The 21696-nt window shown below is 53.1% G+C and carries 20 protein-coding genes and 1 other annotated feature; of the genes, 11 read left to right on the top strand and 9 right to left on the bottom strand.

Annotated elements, in window-relative coordinates:
* Positions 1–46 precede the first annotated feature (46 nt).
* From radA to SGR01S_RS10375, 3 genes are all read left to right on the top strand, one after another.
* Complete coding sequence (gene radA / locus SGR01S_RS10385) at positions 47–1432, top strand: DNA repair protein RadA (RefSeq protein WP_020825123.1); 1386 nt, start codon at positions 47–49, stop codon at positions 1430–1432.
* 56 nt (positions 1433–1488) lie between these two features.
* Positions 1489–2763 (top strand): multifunctional transcriptional regulator/nicotinamide-nucleotide adenylyltransferase/ribosylnicotinamide kinase NadR, encoded by a 1275-nt coding sequence (gene nadR / locus SGR01S_RS10380; RefSeq protein WP_061807397.1) that lies wholly within the window; start codon positions 1489–1491, stop codon positions 2761–2763.
* 126 nt (positions 2764–2889) lie between these two features.
* On the top strand, positions 2890–4362 hold the full coding sequence (locus SGR01S_RS10375) for a glycosyltransferase family 39 protein (RefSeq protein ID WP_061807396.1): 1473 nt from the start codon (positions 2890–2892) through the stop codon (positions 4360–4362).
* Here the strand turns inward: SGR01S_RS10375 and SGR01S_RS10370 are convergent.
* Positions 4356–5357, bottom strand: a complete 1002-nt coding sequence (locus SGR01S_RS10370; protein WP_061807395.1) for a zinc-binding alcohol dehydrogenase family protein — start codon at positions 5355–5357, stop codon at positions 4356–4358. The genes SGR01S_RS10375 and SGR01S_RS10370 overlap by 7 nt on opposite strands.
* Before the next feature lie 98 nt (positions 5358–5455).
* On the opposite strand from SGR01S_RS10370, the gene SGR01S_RS10365 reads away from it, so the two are divergent.
* Positions 5456–6367: a LysR family transcriptional regulator gene (locus SGR01S_RS10365; RefSeq protein WP_061807394.1), complete on the top strand. Its 912-nt coding sequence runs from the start codon at positions 5456–5458 to the stop codon at positions 6365–6367.
* Between the two features lie 30 nt (positions 6368–6397).
* Here the strand turns inward: SGR01S_RS10365 and ettA are convergent, their stop codons facing one another.
* From ettA to SGR01S_RS10340, 5 genes are all read right to left on the bottom strand, one after another.
* The gene (ettA, locus tag SGR01S_RS10360) at positions 6398–8065 is read right to left on the bottom strand and encodes an energy-dependent translational throttle protein EttA (protein WP_037420609.1); all 1668 of its coding nucleotides are present in this window, start codon (positions 8063–8065) and stop codon (positions 6398–6400) included.
* A gap of 269 nt (positions 8066–8334) precedes the next feature.
* Positions 8335–8832, bottom strand: a complete 498-nt coding sequence (gene yfiB / locus SGR01S_RS10355) for an outer membrane lipoprotein YfiB (protein WP_037420612.1) — start codon at positions 8830–8832, stop codon at positions 8335–8337.
* Positions 8833–8869: 37 nt separating this feature from the next.
* Entirely contained in the window at positions 8870–10117 is a 1248-nt protein-coding gene (gene dgcN, locus SGR01S_RS10350) for a diguanylate cyclase DgcN/YfiN (RefSeq protein WP_061807393.1), read from the bottom strand.
* Positions 10114–10728 carry a regulatory sequestration protein YfiR gene (gene yfiR / locus SGR01S_RS10345; protein WP_037420614.1) on the bottom strand — a complete coding sequence of 205 codons (615 nt, stop codon included), beginning with the start codon at positions 10726–10728 and terminating at the stop codon, positions 10114–10116. Before yfiR ends, dgcN begins: the two co-directional genes overlap by 4 nt.
* The gene (locus SGR01S_RS10340) at positions 10712–11086 is read right to left on the bottom strand and encodes a hypothetical protein (RefSeq protein WP_130382482.1); all 375 of its coding nucleotides are present in this window, start codon (positions 11084–11086) and stop codon (positions 10712–10714) included. The genes yfiR and SGR01S_RS10340 overlap by 17 nt, the downstream gene beginning before the upstream one ends.
* A 387-nt stretch (positions 11087–11473) precedes the next feature.
* Here SGR01S_RS10340 and sltY point away from each other — a divergent pair, with 387 nt between their 5' ends.
* Complete coding sequence (gene sltY / locus SGR01S_RS10335; protein ID WP_037420619.1) at positions 11474–13402, top strand: murein transglycosylase; 1929 nt, start codon at positions 11474–11476, stop codon at positions 13400–13402.
* A 55-nt stretch (positions 13403–13457) separates the two neighbouring features.
* A complete protein-coding gene (gene trpR, locus SGR01S_RS10330; RefSeq protein WP_037420622.1) occupies positions 13458–13787 on the top strand; it encodes a trp operon repressor in 330 nt (109 codons plus the stop codon).
* A 17-nt stretch (positions 13788–13804) separates the two neighbouring features.
* Here the strand turns inward: trpR and yjjX are convergent, their stop codons facing one another.
* Complete coding sequence (gene yjjX, locus SGR01S_RS10325; RefSeq protein WP_061807392.1) at positions 13805–14344, bottom strand: inosine/xanthosine triphosphatase; 540 nt, start codon at positions 14342–14344, stop codon at positions 13805–13807.
* A 110-nt stretch (positions 14345–14454) separates the two neighbouring features.
* On the opposite strand from yjjX, the gene gpmB reads away from it, so the two are divergent.
* Complete coding sequence (gpmB, locus tag SGR01S_RS10320; RefSeq protein WP_037420628.1) at positions 14455–15102, top strand: 2,3-diphosphoglycerate-dependent phosphoglycerate mutase GpmB; 648 nt, start codon at positions 14455–14457, stop codon at positions 15100–15102.
* Here gpmB and robA read toward each other — a convergent pair.
* Positions 15099–15968, bottom strand: a complete 870-nt coding sequence (gene robA, locus SGR01S_RS10315; RefSeq protein ID WP_037420631.1) for an MDR efflux pump AcrAB transcriptional activator RobA — start codon at positions 15966–15968, stop codon at positions 15099–15101. The two genes, gpmB and robA, sit on opposite strands and share 4 nt — an antisense overlap.
* 344 nt (positions 15969–16312) lie before the next feature.
* Here robA and creA point away from each other — a divergent pair, with 344 nt between their 5' ends.
* A complete protein-coding gene (gene creA / locus SGR01S_RS10310) occupies positions 16313–16792 on the top strand; it encodes a protein CreA (protein ID WP_037420635.1) in 480 nt (159 codons plus the stop codon).
* A 44-nt stretch (positions 16793–16836) separates the two neighbouring features.
* On the opposite strand, the gene arcA is transcribed toward creA, so the two are convergent.
* Positions 16837–17553 (bottom strand): two-component system response regulator ArcA, encoded by a 717-nt coding sequence (gene arcA, locus SGR01S_RS10305; RefSeq protein ID WP_004949989.1) that lies wholly within the window; start codon positions 17551–17553, stop codon positions 16837–16839.
* A 633-nt stretch (positions 17554–18186) separates the two neighbouring features.
* On the opposite strand from arcA, the gene SGR01S_RS10300 reads away from it, so the two are divergent.
* From SGR01S_RS10300 to thrA, 3 genes are all read left to right on the top strand, one after another.
* Complete coding sequence (locus SGR01S_RS10300) at positions 18187–18873, top strand: tRNA/rRNA methyltransferase (protein WP_037420638.1); 687 nt, start codon at positions 18187–18189, stop codon at positions 18871–18873.
* Between the two features lie 194 nt (positions 18874–19067).
* Positions 19068–19154 (top strand): thr operon leader peptide, encoded by an 87-nt coding sequence (thrL, locus tag SGR01S_RS23710; RefSeq protein WP_073963430.1) that lies wholly within the window; start codon positions 19068–19070, stop codon positions 19152–19154.
* Positions 19093–19211, top strand: a sequence feature (Thr leader region). Its footprint overlaps the gene before it by 62 nt.
* A gap of 25 nt (positions 19212–19236) precedes the next feature.
* Entirely contained in the window at positions 19237–21696 is a 2460-nt protein-coding gene (thrA, locus tag SGR01S_RS10295) for a bifunctional aspartate kinase/homoserine dehydrogenase I (protein WP_037420641.1), read from the top strand.

The following is a 21696-nucleotide window of genomic DNA, read 5'->3' as shown; positions in this document are numbered from 1 at the left end:
GCGATAATGCCAGACAGCGGCAATGTGGTAAAAACAGAGGTAATACGTGGCAAAAGCAGCAAAACGGGCGTTTGTATGTAATGAGTGCGGGGCAGATTATCCGCGCTGGCAGGGGCAATGCAGCGCTTGCCACGCCTGGAACAGCATTACAGAAGTGCGTCTGGCTGCCGTGTCTTCTTCTTCTCGCAATGAACGTCTCAGCGGTTATGCCGGCGATGCCGGCATCAGCAAAGTGCAAAAGCTGTCGGATATCAGTCTGGAAGAGTTGCCGCGTTTCTCCACCGGTTTTCTTGAGTTTGACCGCGTGTTGGGTGGGGGAGTGGTGCCGGGCAGTGCGATCCTGATTGGCGGTAATCCCGGTGCTGGCAAGAGTACGCTGCTGTTACAGGTATTGTGCAAGCTGTCCGAACAAATGAAGACCTTGTACGTTACCGGTGAGGAATCCTTACAACAGGTCGCGATGCGCGCTCACCGTCTTGGTTTGCCGACCGGCGGTCTGAATATGCTGTCGGAAACCAGTATCGAACAGATCTGCCTGATCGCCGAGCAGGAGCAGCCAAAGCTGATGGTGATCGACTCCATCCAGGTGATGCACATGGCGGATATTCAGTCTTCGCCGGGCAGTGTGGCACAGGTGCGTGAAACCGCAGCCTACCTGACACGCTTTGCCAAAACACGTGGTGTGGCGATTGTGATGGTGGGTCACGTGACTAAAGACGGTTCTCTGGCCGGTCCGAAAGTATTAGAACACTGTATCGACTGCTCTGTGTTGCTGGACGGCGATGCCGATTCGCGTTTTCGTACCTTGCGCAGCCACAAAAACCGCTTCGGTGCGGTGAATGAACTGGGCGTTTTCGCCATGACTGAGCAAGGCCTGCGTGAGGTCAGCAACCCGTCGGCCATCTTCCTGAGCCGTGGTGATGAAGTTACCTCCGGCAGTTCGGTTATGGTGGTGTGGGAGGGAACACGACCGCTGTTGGTCGAGATTCAGGCGTTGGTCGATCATTCAATGATGTCCAACCCTCGCCGGGTTGCGGTTGGCCTGGAGCAAAACCGCTTGGCTATCTTGCTGGCCGTTTTGCATCGGCACGGTGGTTTGCAGATGTCCGATCAAGACGTCTTTGTTAACGTGGTCGGCGGGGTGAAAGTCAGTGAAACCAGTGCCGATTTGGCGTTGCTGATGTCGCTGGTATCCAGTCTGCGAGATCGCCCACTGCCGAACGATCTGGTGGTGTTTGGGGAGGTCGGTCTGGCGGGAGAAATTCGTCCGGTACCGAGTGGGCAGGAACGTATTTCTGAGGCGGCCAAGCATGGTTTCAAACGGGCTATCGTGCCGCACGCCAACGTGCCGAAAAAACCACCGGCCAACATGCAGGTGTTCGGCGTGAAGAAGCTGGCGGATGCACTGGACGTGCTGGAACAGTTTTATTAATTGCCACGCGGTGTGAAGATTATGCTATTTTGTTTAGCATACTAAACGGAGGGGCTATGCGGCAATTTGATTACCTGAAGGCGTCGATTAAGCAGAAGAGCTGCACTCTGCAGCAGGTGGCAGATGCCAGTGGCATGACAAAAGGCTATCTCAGCCAGCTATTAAACGATAAAATCAAAAGCCCGAGCGCCCAGAAACTGGAAGCGTTGCACCGCTATCTTGGCCTGGAATTTCCTCGTCGTGAGAAAAAAGTCGGTGTGGTGTTTGGTAAATTTTACCCTTTGCATACCGGCCATATCTACCTGATTCAACGCGCTTGCAGCCAGGTGGATGAACTACACGTGATCCTGTGCCACGACGAACCGCGCGATCGGGAGCTGTTCGAGAACAGCTCCATGTCGCAACAACCGACGGTCAGCGATCGGTTACGCTGGTTACTGCAAACCTTCAAGTACCAGAAAAACATCCATATTCATTCATTCGACGAACAGGGTATCGAACCCTATCCGCATGGCTGGAATGTGTGGAGCGATGGGATGAAAGCTTTTCTGGAACAGAAAGCCATCGTACCGAGCTTTATCTATTCCAGCGAAGCACAGGACGCCCCGCGTTACCGCGAACACCTGGCGATTGAAACTATCCTGATCGATCCCGAACGTTCATTTATGAATATCAGCGGTAGTCAGATCCGTCAGGATCCCTTCCGCTATTGGGACTATATCCCTACCGAAGTGAAACCATTCTTTGTCCGCACCGTGGCGATTCTCGGCGGCGAGTCGAGCGGCAAATCGACGCTGGTGAATAAGTTGGCGAATATCTTTAATACCACCAGTGCCTGGGAATATGGGCGCGACTATGTGTTCTCGCACCTGGGTGGTGATGAGATGGCGTTACAGTATTCTGACTATGACAAGATTGCTCTAGGTCAGGCACAATACGTTGATTTTGCTGTGAAATATGCCAATAAAGTGGCATTTATCGATACCGATTTTGTCACTACTCAGGCATTCTGTAAAAAGTACGAAGGGCGTGAACACCCCTTTGTGCAGGCGCTGATCGACGAGTACCGGTTTGATCTGGTGATTTTGTTGGAAAATAACACGCCATGGGTGGCGGATGGCCTGCGGAGCCTGGGTAATCCCAATGACCGCAAAGCCTTCCAGCAACTGCTGGAGGAGATGCTGCGTGCCAATAACATTGAGTACGTGCATGTGGAAGCCAGCGGCTATGACGAGCGTTTCCTACGCTGTGTCGACTTGGTAAAACAGTTGTTGGCAGCCGACGCCAGCCGTTTGATTACCGCGCCAGAAAATCAGCACGTCATTGGTTGATGTGCCCAATGTGTGATCACCCAGGCAGAAATAGCAGTTAAACGCTGGATTTCACTGTTGTTTAGTTAAGGTTCATTAACCATTTATTAAGTTAAGCGTTTCGTCGAAACAAATGCCCTAGAGACTATGACGCATCGCTTACTTGCTTTCTGGTTACTGTTCTATGCCGCTGCGTGGACACTTCTGACTGTTCATCTCGATCCAACCGTGCCTTATGATGCTGTCGAAGCATTAAACTGGGGCATCAATGCAGAGTGGGGCTCGCCGAAAAACCCGTGGTTAGTGGGGGTGGCGATGCACCCGGTGCTTTGGCAGCCCTGGTTGCCGTTGAATATTTATTGGTACGCGAGTCACTTCGTGGCAATCGCCATAGGTATGCTGGGCGTATGGCTTCTGGCGCGGCGTCTTAGCGGTAGCCCCCGGCTGGCTTGGTTGGCACTGTTGACGCTGAACCTTTCAGGCATCATTAATTTCGATATTATCCCCTATAACGATAACTATTTGCTGGTGATGCTGTGGCCGTGGATGATGCTGTTCTTTCATCTGGCGATTACTCGTTCGGCTAACTGGTGGCTGGCGTTTGCTGTCACGGCGGGTTTGGCGACGATGGCGAAGTATTCAACCTTTGCATTTGTTTATTTTGCTTTCCTGTCGACGCTGTTTGTACCGCATATTCGTCGCTGCTACAGGCAGCCTCAGTTTTACCTCGCAGTTGCTGTTTGGCTGGTTATCGTCGTGCCTAATCTGGTTTGGTTGTGGCAGCATGATTTTGCCGCATTCAAATGGGTCGACTCACAAGTCAAAATGCAGTTAAACCTGGATATGCTGCAATCGCTGCTGTTGGTGTTTTATCCGTCACTGTTCCTGTGGCTGATTTTACGACGAGCGGGGGCGGTGCTGGCATGGCCTGACGATACTTCGATGCGGGTACTGTTAGGCATTTATTTGTTGCCGTTAGGCATTATTACCTTCTGGTTTTCTTTCAATGTGGGCGGTCGATTGACCGAGTGGCTGCAACCTTTCTTCGTGCTGGCTCCCGCGTTGTTGGTGGGATGCGTGAAACAACCGCCTCACCGTTCATTGCGCGGCGCTGCAGTGGGAATGATGTGTGCAGCACTCGTTATTTATCTGGGTTATGCCGCCATCATGTTAGGCAACGTGCGTAACGCTGGGCAAAAGATGGTGGGTATCAAGGCGTTCAGTGCCGGGGTTGAACAGCGTTGGTTGCAACAGTACGGAACGGAATTGAATTATGTGGGGGGCGCTTATTTATCACAATGGATGACGGTGTATGCCGTTTCCCGCCCGCAGACGATTACGCGTTGGTCCAATCATGAGCGGCCAAACATTTATAACGCCCATATCAATTATGCGCAGATTGCACAGCACGGGGCCGTGCTGTTTGGTCATTTGGGGGAATCCTGCGAGCAAACGGATTTCGATGGGGCTCTGGCCAGTTGGCCCAGGATACGTATTGACGTGCAGCAGAGCTTGCAGTATCAAGCCGATCCCAACGCTACGCCGCAGCCGGTGTGCATTGCTTTTGTTCGACCGGAAAAGGCGCGTGACGCCTTAACGCCACGCGCTTTGCCTCAGTAAACAATTACCAATTTGCCCTGCATATGGCCGTCGCGCAGTTTTCCATGCGCGGCGGTCAGGTTGTCTACCGTCAACCCATGCAGCGTCTCGCTCAGGGTGGTCGTTAACTTCCCTTCGTCCAGCAGCTGTGCGACTTGCTTAAGGATCTCACCTTGCTGGGCAATGTCCGGCGTGGTGAACATGCTGCGGGTAAACATCAATTCCCAGTGCAATGCAGCACTTTTCAACTTTAGGGCGCTCTGATCCAGCGGTTGCGCATTTTCTACGATAGTGCAGATATGGCCCATCGGTGCGATCAGATCCGAAATGGCTTTCCAGTGACCATCGGTGTCGTTCAAACACAAAATATAATCCACATTTTCAATCCCTTGCTGTGCAAGGTTGGCCTTCAGATCGCGATAATCAACGACCAGATCGGCGCCGCGTTCCAGACACCAGGCTGCTGATTCTGGACGTGAAGCCGTTGCAATCACTTTTACCTGGCTGCGCTGTGCGGCAAAGGGGATCGCCAGGGAGCCAACACCACCGGCACCGCCGATAATCAATAAAGTTTTGTCTGGCGCTGCGTCCTGAATTTTCAGGTGTTCGAACAGCGCTTCCCATGCGGTCAGCGCTGTCAGTGGCATGGCTGCGGACTCAGCCCAGTTCAGGCTACGAGGTTTGTGGGCCGTGATACGCGAATCAATCAACTGATGAGTACTGTTGCTGCCCGGGCGGGTGATATCACCTGCGTACCAGACGTCATCGCCGGGCTTGAAACCGCTGACATTGCTGCCGACTTCAACCACCACACCGCTGGCATCCCAACCGAGAATACGTGGCTGTTGCAGGCCGCTTTTTTGCAGGCCGGCATGGACCTTGGTATCCACCGGGTTGACCGACACCGCTTTGACCTCTACCCACAGATCGTAAGGACCTGGTGCCGGTTTTTCTGGGCTGATTTCAATGAAGTTTGCCGGGTTTTTCGGGTCTACGGCAATGGCTTTAATTGGCATGACTGTGCTCCTTTCAAGTGAATAACCACAGTGTAGACCTCTTGGTGGTGAGTGATAAGATGGACAATAACTAACTAAGTGTTCGTTTGAGGTGAACAATGCGGTTTAAACAGTTACAGGACATGGCGCTGTTTGCACTGGTGGCTGAGTGTGGCAGCTTTACCGCTGCTGCCAGGCGTGCAGCATTGCCTAAGTCCAGCGTCAGCCAGCGGATCAGCCAATTGGAGCAAACGCTGGGCCTGCGGTTACTGAACCGCACCACCCGCCAGCTCAATCTGACCTTTGCCGGTGAACGTTATTTGGAACATTGTCAGGAGATGTTGTCCGCTGCCGAACGGGCCGATCTGGCTCTGCAACGGTTGCGTGATAACCCCAGCGGTCGGTTACGTATATCGACCCCCGCAGGCTTAGGGGCAACCCTGTTGCCGCGATTGACTGCGGATTTTCAACGTCAATATCCAGATGTCTCATTGGAGGTGTCGGTGTCTGATGCCATGGTAGATATGGTGCAGGAAGGGTATGACGCAGCACTGCGGACCGGCAAACCGCAGGACTCTTCACTGATTGGCCGTCGTTTGGGCCATGCGCCCCGCTATTTGTTGGCATCATCGGCTTATTTGGCGCAGCATCCACCAATCCTTCACCCGCAGCAGTTGCAGCAGCATCGCTGTATTGCACACAGTTCTTGGCCAGCCTGGAACCTGCGCCGGAGTGATGAGTATTTCCGTTGGCAACTGCCGACGCGGCATATTACCGATAATCTGTTGTACGCGCGTGAATGTGCGATTGCCGGGGCTGGGATAACCCTCTTACCAGCATTTCTTAGCCGTGAGGTGGTAGCGCAGAAACAGTTGGTGGAAGTGTTGCCGGAATGGCAGGCAGAAGGGAATGAGCTGTATCTGGTCTATCCGAGCCGCAAGCTGAATTCGCCGGCGCTGGCCTGTTTTATCGACGTGGTGTTGCAGCATCCGGTGTTTGACGATTATGCCCGCGAGCTGGCGTGGGAATAAAAAAAGCGCCGCATGCGGCGCTTTCCGGGATTACTTGGCGATTCGTTTGTACTTGATACGATGTGGCTCAAGTGCTTCGGCACCAAGAGTACGTTTTTTGTACTCTTCGTATTCGGTAAAGTTACCTTCGAAGAACTCCACATTGCCTTCATCCTGGTAATCCAGAATGTGGGTGGCGATACGGTCAAGGAACCAACGGTCGTGCGAGATAACCATCGCGCAGCCTGGGAACTCAAGCAGGGCGTTTTCTAACGCGCGCAGGGTTTCGATATCCAGGTCGTTGGTCGGTTCATCGAGCAGCAATACGTTACCGCCAACTTGCAGCAGTTTGGCCAGGTGCAGACGGCCACGCTCACCACCGGACAGTTCGCCAACACGCTTGCCCTGATCAACACCCTTGAAGTTAAAGCGGCCGACGTAGGCACGGCTTGGCATTTCAGTGTTGCCGATACGCATGATGTCCTGACCACCGGAGACTTCTTCCCAGACGGTTTTGGCGTTATCCATGCTGTCACGGAACTGATCGACCGAGGCCAACTTGACGGTATCGCCCAACACGATGCTGCCGGAATCAGGCTGTTCCTGACCGGACATCATGCGGAACAACGTAGACTTACCGGCGCCGTTCGGACCGATAATGCCCACAATGGCCCCTTTTGGTACCGCGAAGGTGAGATCATCAATCAGCACACGGTCGCCGTAAGACTTACGCAGGTTGCTGACTTCAACGACTTTATCGCCCAAGCGTGCGCCAGGTGGGATAAACAGTTCGTTGGTCTCGTTACGCTTTTGGTATTCAGTGCTGTTCAGCTCTTCAAAGCGGGCCAAACGAGCCTTGCCTTTAGACTGACGGCCTTTAGCGCCCTGACGAACCCACTCCAGCTCTTTCTCAATGGATTTGCGACGAGCGGCTTCGGAAGAGGCTTCCTGTGCCAGACGAGCGTCTTTTTGCTCCAACCAAGAAGAGTAGTTACCTTCCCATGGAATACCTTCACCGCGGTCAAGCTCGAGGATCCAGCCGGCCACGTTGTCGAGGAAGTAACGGTCGTGCGTGATCGCCACAACGGTACCTTCGAAGTCGTGCAGGAAGCGTTCCAGCCAAGCCACGGATTCAGCATCCAGGTGGTTGGTAGGTTCGTCGAGCAGTAACATGTCAGGTTTTTCCAGCAGCAGACGGCACAGTGCTACGCGGCGACGCTCACCACCGGAAAGGTTGGCGATTTTTGCGTCCCATTCTGGCAGGCGCAACGCATCAGCGGCACGCTCAAGCTGGGTATTTAGGTTGTGACCATCATGAGCCTGAATGATCTCTTCCAGGCGGCCCTGTTCAGCGGCCAGCTTGTCAAAGTCAGCGCCTTCTTCAGCGTACAGTGCGTACACCTCATCCAGGCGTTTCAGAGCACCAACCACTTCCGCCAGCGCTTCTTCGACTGACTCGCGGACGGTATGCTCCAGGTTCAGCTGTGGTTCCTGTGGCAGATAGCCGATTTTAATCCCTGGCTGCGGGCGAGCTTCACCTTCGATATCGGTATCGATGCCGGCCATGATGCGCAACAGGGTGGATTTACCCGAGCCGTTCAGACCCAGCACACCAATTTTGGCGCCAGGGAAGAAGCTCAGAGAGATATTTTTCAAGATGTGACGCTTCGGCGGAACCACTTTGCCGACGCGATGCATGGTATAGACGTATTGAGCCACGTTGCTCTAGCCTCTCTATATCAGTTTTTATAGGATGTCTGGCTGCGGAGTGTAGCCCGTTTCGAAAGCGGATCCCAGACATCACTCCGCGATCGCTAAGTATAACTCTTTATACGACCGTAAAGGCGTATCCCCCTCCATCTTTCAATATCACCAGCGCGCGGGTTACCTTCACGCATCCCCGGTCAATGCGTTTACTCAATGTCCGGGGATCCGCGGTGTTATCGTCTTGCTGAAAGTTGAAATTTAGCAGGGATGAAAAGGGTGGATTACGGCGTGACGACGATCGCGACGCGGCGGTTTTCCGCACGACCGCTGGAAGTACGGTTATCGGCAACAGGATCGCGTTTGCCCATGCCACGCGTTTCAATGTTGGCGCGAGGAATACCTACGCTGGCCAGCAAATCGGCGACGGCATCGGCACGGCGCAGCGACAGTTGATCGTTATAGCTGTCTTCACCGTAATTATCGGTATGACCATCCAGACGGAACTGGGTAATACCGACGCTCATCAGTGCGCGACCCATTTTTTGTACCGTTTCGGTACTTTCCGGGTTCAGTTTGCCGACGTTATTGCCAAACAGTACTTTGTCGGACAGGCCAAACTCCCAGCCGTTATCCGTCAGTTTGAATCCCTGTGATTGCAACAAAGCAATCTGCTCAGGCGTTAGGCCCTGCGGTTTGCTCTGGCAGCCAGCGAGGGCTAGCAAGGCGATAAACATCATCGTCAGCAGTGAAAAACGGCGTTTTAGTGTTTGCTGTATCATAATCAAAATCCCTAGTTTTATTTTTTTAGCCGGGGCTTTATTTCTGTATGGCCAGCCGCCAGCCTCCGTTATAACGATGCTTTGCCTGGTACATGGCATCGTCAGCTTCGTGCAAGAGTCCCTGAGGCGTTACCGCATGTTCAGGGTAAAGCGCAATACCGATACTCAGAGAGGAAATCACCGTCTCGTTGTTCGGCAAAATTACCGGTTGAGTCATACAGTCGATAATATTATCGGCAATTTGCAGCACATCTTCCGTAGTGTGGACCGGCGCCAACAGTACGGCGAACTCATCACCTCCTAAACGTGCCACCAGATCGCTTTCCCGCAGCTGCGCGCGAATACGCCCGGCAATCGTGGTCAGCACCACATCGCCTGCCGCGTGGCCGTAGCTGTCATTGACTTCCTTGAAGCGATCACCGTCTATAAACAGCACCGCCAGTTTTTCTTTTGGCTTAATGTCTCCTAACGCGCGGCTCAATCGGCCTTCAAAGAATGCGCGGTTTGGCAAGCCGGTTAGGCTGTCATGGGTTGCCCGGTGTGTCAGTGAGTCATTTTCCTGTTTCAGGTGCGCCTGCCAGGCTTCCAGCTCGTCAAGCAGGCCATTAAAGTCACTGCTTAACTCATGCAGTTCGGCAATGGGGGCAGAAGGCACCCGCAGACCAAATGTACGATCGCGTCGCACCGCATGCGCCACGTTGGCAATGTCGTCAAGTGAGCTGACAATCCCCAGCAACATGCGGCGGGAAAGGACCAATGAGCACAGCGTACTGAGCACCAGACAGGCGAGCATGCCCACCATACCGCGCAGCAGGAAGCGCAGCAGACTACCGCCGTGCCCGCTAAGCCATACTTTACCGACCACTTTGCCTTCATGGGTAATCGGCAGTATCACCGGTTCGGGTAGCGCCCAGTGAGCAACGACTTGCTCCATGCCATGCAAAGGACCGTCTTTGGGATGACGCCAACTGGCGAGCACCTTGCCGTTGTTGTTCAGGATCCTTGCTTCTGACACCTCCTCATTGGAGGCGATCAGTACCAGCGCTTCGTGTGCGGCGCTGCGGTCTTCAAACACTACCGCAGCTTCGACGGTATAGCTGATGGAGCGTGCGATCAGGTGCAAGTTGTGGTTGGCATAGGCGCGTAGCGCAAACAGCGCGACCAGCGTCAGGAAAATCCCGGCGGTGCCGACAGCAATCAACGCCAGTGCAAGATGAACTCGTTGCAACACCCTGCCCAGCGTAGGTCGTGACTGACCCGATCTATTCTTGCGCAACCACTTCATAGCGGAGGCGCCTGTTTGCGTGCGAGTTGAAGCACGTTAGGGTGAACGCGCACGCCGCTGCGTGCCAGTGCGTCAAGGTTCACTTTAAAGCTGGCGGTGTCACCTTCGATCTGCAGGCAAAACGCGCTGCCGGCAGAACATTCACCGTCGTTCTCACTGATACTGAGAATGGAGCGTCCGCTAATGCGTTGCATAAAATTCTGTTTCTGGCTGGCGCTGATATTACCCAGATAGATCACATCACAGCCGGTGCTCAGCAGTGGGCTATCGAAAGGAATACGCTCAGCTTTTATTGGCCGAGGGGCGCTCAGCAGAATGGGATCGAACAGGCCCTTGGCATATTGGGTTGGTGCCGTCACGCATAACCGTATTGGATTGGGTTCACTGTGCCAGCGGGCGTAGCTGATAATGCCAACGACGACTGTGGTCACAGCATGGGTGCGATTTTTATAGGGATCGACAGTCTCGGGGCGGGCTAAACTGGGAAAAGCCAGCAGAGTGGCAAGAAACAGCGACAATAGACGGCCATAATTCAGGCGTGCGCAAATGAAACTCATAAATGAGTTTTTTGCGCAGGTTGCCAATAACGCGGCATTATTCGCCATCTTCATCTGCCATTCCTGCCCACGTCCGCGCACTGTTGCGGCAACGTAACAATGAGAAGCCTGACCCGGTTGAAGGGATAATTATCTTGCTGAAAACTGTCAATCGCACTGCCTGATGAACACTATCTAACCCATAATTGGCGCGGATTGTATTATAAGATATCTCGGTTGCGCGCTTTATGTGCCGTTTTCTCGGAATTATCTTATCTTTTTTTAACAGTATAAAAACGTCCACCTGAGTTTGCCAGGCGTTTTCAGCAAAGTTGGCGCAGCAGGTCAGGGATTCAGCGGTTTGCGCAACATCTCTCTTTCGTAGTTCTGATAGTGGAATTCTATGGTGGCTAATAATTTCAAATGACTTCATCTTATTATCGGCGTAGCCATTAATAATGGCCGAGCGCGTCATTTTTCAGTGATAACACCAGGCCAAAATGATTAATACGGCAGAAATTGCCGCCAGCTTTATTTTATTTGTCAGCGACGGTAAACCTTTTTTACCTGTAGCCCATCGTGGCGATAAACTTCTTCTACAGTAGTGAATGGATAAGCGATCGTGCTGTCTATGATAGATGGCTGAGTCGGTCGCTCAGCACATCCTTTTGTTCTGGCGTGATGATGATGATTTTCCACGACAGAACGTGAAACACTCGGAGAGCCGATTTCCCTCGTCCGTTGGCTGCTGGCGTAGCGCGGCAACGGGGGGGGGAATTGTCTCTGGCAACACATGAGCATTAGCGAGGAAAGAGTCAGTATGGTCAAGGTAGACAAGTGGCGGTTTTTAGCTGTGGGCCTGTGCCTGACGGCATTCTCAAGCGCCGCATTGGCGGATTCTCTGGACGCCCAGCGTCAACGTTACCTGCAGATTAAGCAGGCGTGGGACAGTAATCAAATGGACGTCGTGGCACAACTGATGCCGACGTTGCGTGATTATCCACTTTACCCCTATCTGGAATACCGTGAGCTGACGCAAGATCTCAGCCAGGCTGGGTTCTCTGAAGTGAATGACTTCATTAAGCAGCACCCGACACTACCGCCTGCCAAATCGTTGGCTCCGCGTTTTGTTAATGAGCTGGCACGGCGCGAAGACTGGCGCAGTCTGTTGGCTTTCAGTCCACAGGCGCCGAAACCTATCGCTGCGCGTTGTAATTATTACTACGCCAAATGGGCCACGGGTGATCAACAGGCGGCCTGGAGTGGTGCTGGTGAGGTTTGGATGAGCGGCAAGTCGTTGCCGGGCGCCTGTGACAAGCTGTTCAGCGTTTGGCAGGGGGCAGGTAAGCAAACGCCGTCGGTGATCCTGGAGCGTATGAAGCTGGCACTGAAAGAAGGCAACAGTGGATTGGTGAACAGCCTTTACCGCCAGTTACCGTCAGATTATCAGACGATGGGCGATGCGTTGGTGCGCCTGCAAAATGATCCCGCGACGGTGGAGTCCTTCGCCCGCAGCGTGGGGCCGACTGACTTTACCCGGGCAGCAACCAGCATCGCTTTTGAACGTCTGGCACGTCAGGATGTGGAAAACGCCCGTGCGATGATCCCAACCCTCGCCCGTTTGCAGAAAATGAGCGACAGCGAACGACTGGGGCTGGAAGAAGCGGTGGCATGGCGCCTGATGGGCAGTGATGCCACCTTTGAACAGACACAATGGCGCGATAAGGTGATCCTGCGCAGCCAATCTCCCACGTTACTGGAACGCCGTGTGCGCATGGCGCTGGGCAATGGCGATCGCCAAGGCGTAGCGACCTGGTTAGCCCGTTTGCCAGAAGAGTCACGTAATAAAGATGAATGGCGTTATTGGCGTGCGAGTATTTTGTTGGACGAAGGCAAACGCAGTGAAGGGGAAGAGATCCTGCGTCGCCTGATGACTGAGCGTGGCTTTTATCCAATGGTAGCGGCGCAAAAATTGAATACAACCTACCCTGTTATGGTCGCCGTGGCAGCGAAGCCGCGCGCCTCGTTGGTGGACGGGCCGGAAATTGCCCGTGTGCGTGAACTGATGTACTGGAATATGGACAATCTGGCACGTAGCGAGTGGACCTCCTTCGTGGCCAGTCGCAGTCGCCCAGAGCAGGAAGCGCTGGCGCGTTATGCTTTCGAGCAGAAATGGGCTGATCTCAGTGTGCAGGCGACTATCGTCGGTAAACTGTGGGATCACCTGGAAGAGCGTTTCCCGGTTGCCTGGCCACAAGAGTTTCGTGCTGCCACTGATGACAAAGGGATAACGCCGAGCTATGCCATGGCGATTGCCCGCCAAGAGAGTGCCTGGAACCCAAAAGCGCAGTCACCGGTGGGGGCGAGCGGTTTGATGCAGGTGATGCCGCGAACCGCGCAGCATACCGTTGAGATGTACAATATTCCGGGTTACTCAAGCCCAAGCCAATTGCTTGACCCGCGTGTCAACATTACCATCGGCACCAGTTATCTGGAGTACGTTTACCAGCAGTTTGGGCGTAACCGTATTTTGTCATCTGCGGCTTATAATGCCGGTCCTTCTCGCGTAAATACGTGGCTGGGCAACAGTGAAGGGCGGGTTGATGCTGTGGCGTTTGTCGAAAGCATCCCTTTCTCGGAAACCCGTTCTTATGTGAAGAATGTGCTGGCTTACGATGCATTTTATCGCTATCTCATGCACCGGCCAGCCAAAGTGCTGACCGATGCTGAGTGGCAGAGGCGTTATTGATTTTGACGGCGCTATGGTATGCTGCTGTACTAGTTAAATAGTATGGTGGCTTGCCATGACGCAATTATCACTTAACGACCCGGCTCTTTCAGAACAAGGTAATGAGGATTGGCTGCGCTTTGTTGCGCTGCTGCAAAACTCGTTTGCACAAGATCTGCATCAACCTCTGATGCAACTGTTGCTGACGCCGGATGAACGTACGGCTTTAGGCACGCGGGTGCGGATTATCCAGGAACTGATGCGCGGTGAGATGAGCCAGCGTGAGCTGAAAAACGAACTGGGGGCAGGCATTGCCACTATCACTCGGGGTTCAAACAGCCTGAAGGCGGCAACACCGGCGCTAAAGCAATGGCTGGAACAGCAGTTGTTGGGCGATACGCAGTAGCGTAACGCCCAACAGGGTTACTTCTGCGGTGCGCTGTTGTGGTTTTGGTAGATTGGGTTGTGGAAGGGCACCAACGCCAGTAGCAGCGCCTGATGGTAAACACTGGTGCGGCTCAACCGTCCGTCGGTAAAGATACCGATAGCGCCGCCCTGGCGTTTCACTTCGGCATTGCCGGTGATGGTCGCCATCTCACTTCCCAATTCGCGGCCGGCGCGAATTCCCTGTAAAATCGTCTCTGGTAACATCAGGCTGGCTGAGCGCGACTCGCCACGGGTGTATGGGTTTTCCACCGTCATCCAGGCGAAAGTCATATTCTCTTCGATACCAGCTTCCACGCCGACCCAAAAGTCGGCTTCTGGGCGTACTTGCCGCGCTTCCATTACACGCTGGCGTGCCCCGGTGCGGGTTTCGTGATTACCTATGGGTTGCAGTGAGACGCCGCTGGCGACGTCGACTGATTCAATGCGGCATTGGCCCGCGCCAAAGGTGTCATCAAAGGCCAACTCAATAGCCTTGATCTTTGCCGGGTTGGTAGTTGCAGCGACAACATGATACATAACGGGTTTGGCATCCTTAAGCTAAGAGCCTATTCAAACGTCAGACTTTTGCGAAAGCGGTTTCTGACGAAGATAAACTCAGGTTTCACGCAGTATAACGGAAAAGCAAAATGTTACAGGTATACCTCGTTCGCCACGGCGAAACGGAATGGAATGCGGCTCGCCGTATCCAAGGCCAGTCCGACAGCCCGTTAACCGCTAACGGTGAACATCAGGCTCGTCTGGTTGCCCAGCGCGTCAGCAAACAAGGTATCACGCATGTGATTACCAGCGATCTGGGGCGCACCCGACGCACCGCACAAATCATCGCAGAGGCTTGTGGCTGCGAGGTGATTAACGATCCACGTTTGCGTGAGTTGCATATGGGGGTGCTGGAAGAGCGCCTGATCGACAGTCTGACGCCGCAGGAAGAGCAGTGGCGTAAGCAGATGGTCGATGGTACTGCGGACGGGCGCATCCCTCAAGGTGAATCCATGAGTGAGTTGGGCGAACGTATGCGTGCGGCATTAGAAAGCTGTCTGATGTTGCCTGAGGGCAGCAAACCGCTGATCGTCAGCCACGGTATCGCTTTGGGGTGTTTGATCAGCACCGTGCTCGGATTGCCGGCTTATGCTGAACGTCGCTTACGCCTGCGTAACTGTTCGCTGTCGCGTGTCGACTATCAGCAGAGCCCATGGTTGGCTTCTGGCTGGATTGTCGAAACCGCGGGCGATGTCACGCATCTGGACATGCCCGCGTTGGACGAACTGCAACGTTAACGGCGGATCGGGATCAAGTAGTCGCAGTTGATCTCGGTCGGCGGCTGAGGTGGCCTACGGTCACCTTTTGGATAAAAGCGCTCAATGTCGTGCCCTTTACGGCGCGTAAGTTTGAGCGCCGGCAGGCAGGTGCCATACACAGTCAGAATAAAGTCCTGTAGGCCAGAGGCCGGGCCTTCATAGCTGAACATGGCATACTCGCCACCTTGCAGTACGAGCGGCTGTCCTGCCTGAATTTTTGCCGGCACGTGATCTGGTTCCAGCGCTGTGGTGTACAGCACTTCCTGTTCGTCATCCTTTTCCTGGCTTGGGCGCGAATGATGCAACCCGTACAACACCGGTGGCAGCGTGTCTGCTTCGCCCAGATACTGGCGCCAGAACTGTGAACGCAGCTCGGTACGGAAGTTGGAAATTTGCTCTAATGTGCAGGAATAGCTTTGCGTCAGGCCAATCAGATGCTGTTCCGGCAGTGAGACAAACTCTGGCTGCGGCAGGGTAAAGGCCCCCAGGCGAATTGGCGGGCAAATACCGAATGCGCTCCAGTCTTCTGCACGACGATATAGCGCTGGCGTTTGCGCAAACTGTTTTTTAAATGCGCGTGTGAATGTCTGCTGCGAGTCGAAGCGATACTGTAAGGCAATATCCAGAATAGGTCGGCTGGTTAAACGCAGCGCTACCGCAGCTTTGGATAATCTCCTTGCCCGGATATAAGCGCCGATGGCGTTACCGGTAATATCTTTGAACATCCGTTGTAAATGCCACTTGGAGTAACCCGCTTTAGCCGCCACGTTGTCCAGCGACAAGGGTTGGTCCAAATGGCTTTCCAGCCAGCTAAGCAGATCACGAATGATACCGGCTTGATCCATAGATCTTCCTCGTAGAGCTTTAGGGTAGGGACCCGAACTGTTTATTCATTACGCTGGTGCTTGCGCTATCAGACCAATCCATGAGCCATTTTGCGTAGCACTCTTTACCTCTTGCAGCGGGTTGCGCGAGAGTTGGATAGGGGCACACCTTAAACGGGCGAAAAGAAATAACGACGCCGCATAATAGCAATTTTTTTCCTCCGAGACTCCCAAAGATTTTTTTCACGCTCTGTGCTAAAAAGATCGGTGCGGACCAGAAAGAACCCTATTCTGTGACCTAAAACATAAACAATATTGATTGCCTGCGCCTATTTCTTTAGGTTCTGGCTATTGGAGTTAAGTGAATGAAAAAAGGATGGATATTTTTGTTTGGTTTAGTTTGCGCAACAGTAAACAGTGCGCAGGCCGAACAGGTTGGGTCAGTGGATACGGTATTCAAACTCTTTGGTCCAGACCACAAAATTGTAGTGGAGGCGTTCGATGATCCTGATGTCAAAAATGTAACTTGTTATATCAGCCGGGCAAAAACCGGTGGTATTAAAGGTGGGCTGGGATTAGCGGAAGACACTGCGGATGCGGCCATTTCTTGTCAGCAGGTTGGGCCGATTGAGCTGAACGATAAAATTAAGAACGGTAAGGCGGAAGGCACCGTCGTGTTCCAGAAGCGGACATCGTTGGTGTTTAAGAAGCTGCAGGTAGTGCGTTTTTACGACGCTACACGCAATGCATTGATTTATCTGAGCTATTCAGACCGTGTAGTGGATGGTTCACCGAAGAACGCGTTGAGCGCGGTGCCAATCATCCCATGGGGTGAGGCAAAATAAGATTTGGGGTTCGATAGAACCCCAAATATTTTAACGCGGGAGACTTACTCTTCCAGATCGCCGCAGAAACGGTAACCTTCACCGTGAATGGTGGCGATAATTTCTGGTGTGTCTGGCGTTGATTCGAAGTGCTTGCGGATGCGACGGATGGTCACGTCCACGGTACGGTCATGCGGCTTCAGCTCACGGCCGGTCATTTTCTTCAGCAGTTCGCCACGGGATTGGATCTTGCCCGGGTTTTCGCAGAAGTGCAGCATGGCGCGGAATTCACTGCGCGGCAGTTTATACTGTTCGCCTGCCGGGCTGATCAGTGAGCGGCTATTGATGTCCAGCTCCCAACCGTTGAATTTATAGCTTTCAACCAGGCGACGTTCTTCGCCGACGCTGCCCAGGTTCATGGTACGTGACAGCAGGTTGCGTGCGCGAATGGTCAGTTCACGCGGGTTGAACGGCTTGGTGATATAGTCATCAGCGCCGATTTCCAATCCGAGGATCTTATCAACTTCGTTATCACGGCCGGTCAGGAACATCAGCGCAACGCTGGCCTGTTCACGCAGTTCGCGTGCCAGCAGCAGGCCGTTTTTGCCTGGCAGATTGATGTCCATGATAACCAGATTGATATCATTTTCAGACAGGATGTTGTGCATTTCTGCACCATCATTGGCTTCATGAACAACGTAGCCTTCCGCCTCGAAAATGCTCTTCAGGGTGTTACGAGTGACTAACTCGTCTTCGACAATCAGAATGTGCGGGGTCTGCATATTTGCTACCTAAAATTGCCAACAAAATAGAAAATAGGAAGTACAGAAGTCTTTGTTTTCTTGGTGGAGGGCAGAGATTAGCGCTCACGTTCCCTCTTAACAAATGACTACAGTACGTAAACTCGTTCTTGATGCACTTTCCATCTCATGTCAACAAGATCGCTAGCTTGGTGGGGGTGCTATTCCCTACAACCCCAAAGGTGCCAAAACGGCGCATATCCTAACCCTATTAACAGCAATATAACAGTGCGTACCGAATTCATCACCCAACAAAACTAAGCTTTGTTGACATATATCAAATTCAATTGTAGCACGTTAACAGTTTTGTGAAAAACACTTACAGAAATGCCAGCTTAAGTCACAGATGCATAAATTCTGTGTACGATTCAGCATTGTTGTGCCTAATGGGATAGAATTATCGGCTTATTGATAAAGGGGTTCTTTTAACACTTTGATTAATAAGAGCAGTAAATCATAAGCAGCAATAATATGTATTACGCTCTATTTATCAGGCCAATAACTCATTTAACCCTATCTCTCGTGGCTGTCGGGATTATTGTTGCACGCTTGTAAATATAATCAGACTATCCTGAACAGTCAAAAACTCGCAATCCCTCATTTTGTGGAGTATTGATGCAGCTTCATATTGTTTTAGTGGCTCCGGCACGGCCGGAAAACGTCGGCGCTGCGGCGCGGGCGATGAAAACCATGGGCTTCACTTCGTTACGCATTGTCGATAGCGAAGCGCACCTGCAACCAGCGGCGCGCTGGGTCGCCCATGGGGCAGGGGATATCCTTGACGGCGTGCAAACTTTTTCAACGCTTGAGCAGGCGTTGGCGGATGTTGATTTCACAGTGGCGACCACCGCTCGCAGCCGTGCACGATTCCACTATTACTGTACGCCCCAGCAGTTGCTTGGTCAGTTGGACGAACGCCGCCAGTGGGTCAGTCAGGCTGCGCTGGTGTTTGGCCGTGAAGATTCCGGCCTGACCAACGAAGAACTGGAATTGGCCGATCTACTCACCGGTGTGCCAATGCAGGCAGATTACCCTTCCTTGAATCTTGGCCAGGCAGTGATGGTGTATTGCTATCAATTGTCTGCGCTGATGAACGTTAGCGCACCGCAGGAGCCGGTGGCTAATGAAGGCCAGCTTAAAGCACTGCGTCAGCGTGCCGACGGGCTGCTTGGCGCGTTAGGGGTCAGTGATGACCAAAAATTGCGTGACTGGTTGCATCAACGGCTCGGTGCTTTGCAGCAGCGGGATACGGCGATGCTGCATACTTTGTTGCATGACATCGAAAAAAAACTGACAAAGTGATACCCGCAAACATGGCTTATTATGCAGTGTAATCCACTGCAAAATTGCTGCCTGTCGGTATTTTTGTTCTGTCATTTGGCTTTTCAGCTCTCTCATTGCTCAATAGCCCCTTTGGGTGATAAATAAGCAAAAATAAGAAATAATTTGACTTGGGATAGCGATTGCTTTAACCAATAGAGGGGACAGAGTATTTAATGAGACAGACAGAAAAAATGCGAAACATCAGCCTGAACACAACAATTATTACCACCACCGATACCACAGGTAACGGGGCGGGCTGACGCGTACAGGAAACAAAAGAAAAAAGCCCGCACCTAACCAGTGCGGGCTTTTTTTTCGGCTTAAATTCGGGAGAGATAAGAAATGCGAGTGCTGAAATTTGGCGGAACCTCGGTAGCGAATGCAGAACGTTTTCTGCGCGTCGCCGACATCATGGAAAGTAATGCACGTCAGGGACAGGTGGCCACGGTATTGTCCGCTCCGGCTAAAATCACCAACCACTTGGTGGCGATGATTGACAAAACGGTAGCAGGGCAAGACATTCTGCCAAATATGAGCGATGCAGAACGCATCTTCGCTGACTTGCTGAGTGGCCTGGCGCAGGCGTTGCCTGGTTTTGAATATGATCGTCTCAAAACATTGGTTGATCATGAGTTCGCTCAACTCAAGCAGGTGCTGCACGGTGTTGCACTGCTCGGACAATGTCCGGACAGCGTGAATGCGGCCATCATCTGCCGCGGTGAGAAGCTCTCCATCGCTATCATGGAAGGTGTGTTTCGTGCCAAAGGTTTCCCGGTAACGGTGATCAACCCTGTCGAGAAATTGCTGGCTCAGGGGCACTACCTGGAATCTACGGTAGACATCGCCGAATCCACACTGCGTATCGCCGCGTCGGCGATCCCGGCGGATCACATTGTGCTGATGGCCGGTTTCACCGCGGGTAATGACAAAGGCGAACTGGTCGTGCTGGGCCGTAATGGTTCTGATTACTCCGCTGCCGTGCTGGCTGCTTGTCTGCGTGCCGACTGTTGTGAGATCTGGACTGACGTCGATGGTGTCTACACCTGTGACCCGCGTACTGTGCCGGACGCCAGGTTGTTGAAGTCGATGTCGTATCAGGAAGCAATGGAGCTTTCTTACTTCGGCGCCAGCGTACTTCATCCCCGCACTATCGCCCCGATTGCCCAGTTCCAAATCCCTTGCCTGATTAAAAATACCGCCAACCCGCAAGCCCCAGGCACGTTAATCGGCGGTGAAAATTTGGATACCGATACCCCGGTTAAGGGCATCACCAATCTGAATAACATGGCGATGATCAACGTCTCCGGTCCGGGGATGAAGGGCATGGTCGGCATGGCTGCACGGGTGTTCGCCGTGATGTCGCGTGCGGGTATCTCGGTGGTGCTGATTACCCAATCCTCTTCTGAATACAGCATCAGTTTCTGTGTGCCACAAAATGAGTTGCAGCGCGCGCGTCGTGCACTGGAAGACGAGTTCTATCTTGAATTGAAAGATGGCCTGCTGGAGCCGCTGGACGTCATGGAAAAGCTGGCGATTATTTCGGTAGTCGGCGATGGCATGCGCACCCTGCGGGGCATTTCGGCCAGTTTCTTCTCAGCACTGGCACGCGCCAACATCAACATTGTTGCTATCGCACAGGGGTCTTCAGAGCGTTCTATCTCGGTCGTGGTGAGCAATGATTCCGCGACGACCGGTGTTCGTGTCTGCCACCAGATGCTGTTCAACACTGATCAGGTGATTGAGGTGTTTGTCATCGGCGTCGGTGGCGTTGGTGGTGCCTTGATCGAGCAGATTTACCGCCAGCAGCCGTGGTTAAAACAAAAGCATATTGATCTGCGCGTGTGTGGTATCGCCAATTCCCGTGCCATGTTGACCAACGTGCACGGTATTGCCTTGGAAAGCTGGCGCGATGAGCTGGCCGGTGCGCAAGAGCCGTTCAACCTTGGCCGTTTGATCCGTCTGGTGAAAGAATATCACCTGCTGAACCCGGTCATTGTCGACTGTACCTCCAGCCAGGCGGTTGCCGATCAGTATGCGGATTTCCTTGCCGATGGATTCCACGTGGTGACGCCGAACAAAAAGGCCAATACCTCGTCGATGAATTACTACCAGCAATTACGCACTGCCGCAGCCGGTTCGCGTCGTAAGTTCCTGTACGACACCAACGTTGGCGCTGGCTTACCGGTGATCGAGAACTTGCAGAACCTGTTGAACGCGGGCGACGAATTGACGCGTTTCTCCGGTATTCTCTCCGGTTCGCTGTCGTTTATTTTTGGCAAGTTGGATGAAGGGATGTCGTTGTCGGCTGCAACTCAGCAGGCTAAGGAAAAAGGGTACACCGAGCCGGATCCGCGTGATGATCTGTCCGGTATGGATGTGGCGCGTAAGTTGCTGATCCTGGCCCGCGAAGCGGGTTACAAGCTGGAGTTGGCTGATATCGACGTCGAGTCGGTGTTGCCGCCGTCCTTTGATGCCTCTGGTGATGTAGATACCTTTATGGCGCGCCTGCCGGAGCTGGATAATGAATACGCCCGCAACGTGGCCAATGCCACCGAGCAGGGTAAGGTGCTGCGCTATGTGGGCGTGATCGAAAATGGTCGCTGCCAGGTACGTATAGATGCGGTAGACGGCAACGATCCGTTGTATAAAGTGAAGAACGGCGAGAACGCCTTGGCTTTCTACAGCCGTTACTATCAGCCGTTGCCGCTGGTGCTGCGTGGCTATGGCGCCGGTAACGATGTGACCGCAGCGGGCGTCTTTGCTGACTTGCTGCGCACACTGTCATGGAAGTTGGGAGTTTAA

The sequence above is a fragment of the Serratia grimesii NBRC 13537 genome (assembly GCF_001590905.1).
Classification (GTDB): Bacteria; Pseudomonadota; Gammaproteobacteria; order Enterobacterales; family Enterobacteriaceae; genus Serratia; species Serratia grimesii.
This window is presented reverse-complemented; position numbering and strand designations above follow the sequence as displayed.

Coding starts and splice junctions, on each gene's coding strand:
- creA (WP_037420635.1), top strand. CDS start 16,313: ATGAAAAAAGGATGGATATTTTTGTTTGGTTTAGTTTGCGCAACAGTA.
- yfiR (WP_037420614.1), bottom strand. CDS start 10,728: ATGAAGATGGCGAATAATGCCGCGTTATTGGCAACCTGCGCAAAAAAC.
- robA (WP_037420631.1), bottom strand. CDS start 15,968: ATGGATCAAGCCGGTATCATTCGTGATCTGCTTAGCTGGCTGGAAAGC.
- SGR01S_RS10365 (WP_061807394.1), top strand. CDS start 5,456: ATGCGGTTTAAACAGTTACAGGACATGGCGCTGTTTGCACTGGTGGCT.
- dgcN (WP_061807393.1), bottom strand. CDS start 10,117: ATGAAGTGGTTGCGCAAGAATAGATCGGGTCAGTCACGACCTACGCTG.
- sltY (WP_037420619.1), top strand. CDS start 11,474: ATGGTCAAGGTAGACAAGTGGCGGTTTTTAGCTGTGGGCCTGTGCCTG.
- SGR01S_RS10340 (WP_130382482.1), bottom strand. CDS start 11,086: ATGAAGTCATTTGAAATTATTAGCCACCATAGAATTCCACTATCAGAA.
- SGR01S_RS10375 (WP_061807396.1), top strand. CDS start 2,890: ATGACGCATCGCTTACTTGCTTTCTGGTTACTGTTCTATGCCGCTGCG.
- thrA (WP_037420641.1), top strand. CDS start 19,237: ATGCGAGTGCTGAAATTTGGCGGAACCTCGGTAGCGAATGCAGAACGT.
- yfiB (WP_037420612.1), bottom strand. CDS start 8,832: ATGATACAGCAAACACTAAAACGCCGTTTTTCACTGCTGACGATGATG.
- SGR01S_RS10370 (WP_061807395.1), bottom strand. CDS start 5,357: ATGCCAATTAAAGCCATTGCCGTAGACCCGAAAAACCCGGCAAACTTC.
- nadR (WP_061807397.1), top strand. CDS start 1,489: ATGCGGCAATTTGATTACCTGAAGGCGTCGATTAAGCAGAAGAGCTGC.
- yjjX (WP_061807392.1), bottom strand. CDS start 14,344: ATGTATCATGTTGTCGCTGCAACTACCAACCCGGCAAAGATCAAGGCT.
- gpmB (WP_037420628.1), top strand. CDS start 14,455: ATGTTACAGGTATACCTCGTTCGCCACGGCGAAACGGAATGGAATGCG.
- arcA (WP_004949989.1), bottom strand. CDS start 17,553: ATGCAGACCCCGCACATTCTGATTGTCGAAGACGAGTTAGTCACTCGT.
- trpR (WP_037420622.1), top strand. CDS start 13,458: ATGACGCAATTATCACTTAACGACCCGGCTCTTTCAGAACAAGGTAAT.
- SGR01S_RS10300 (WP_037420638.1), top strand. CDS start 18,187: ATGCAGCTTCATATTGTTTTAGTGGCTCCGGCACGGCCGGAAAACGTC.
- thrL (WP_073963430.1), top strand. CDS start 19,068: ATGAGACAGACAGAAAAAATGCGAAACATCAGCCTGAACACAACAATT.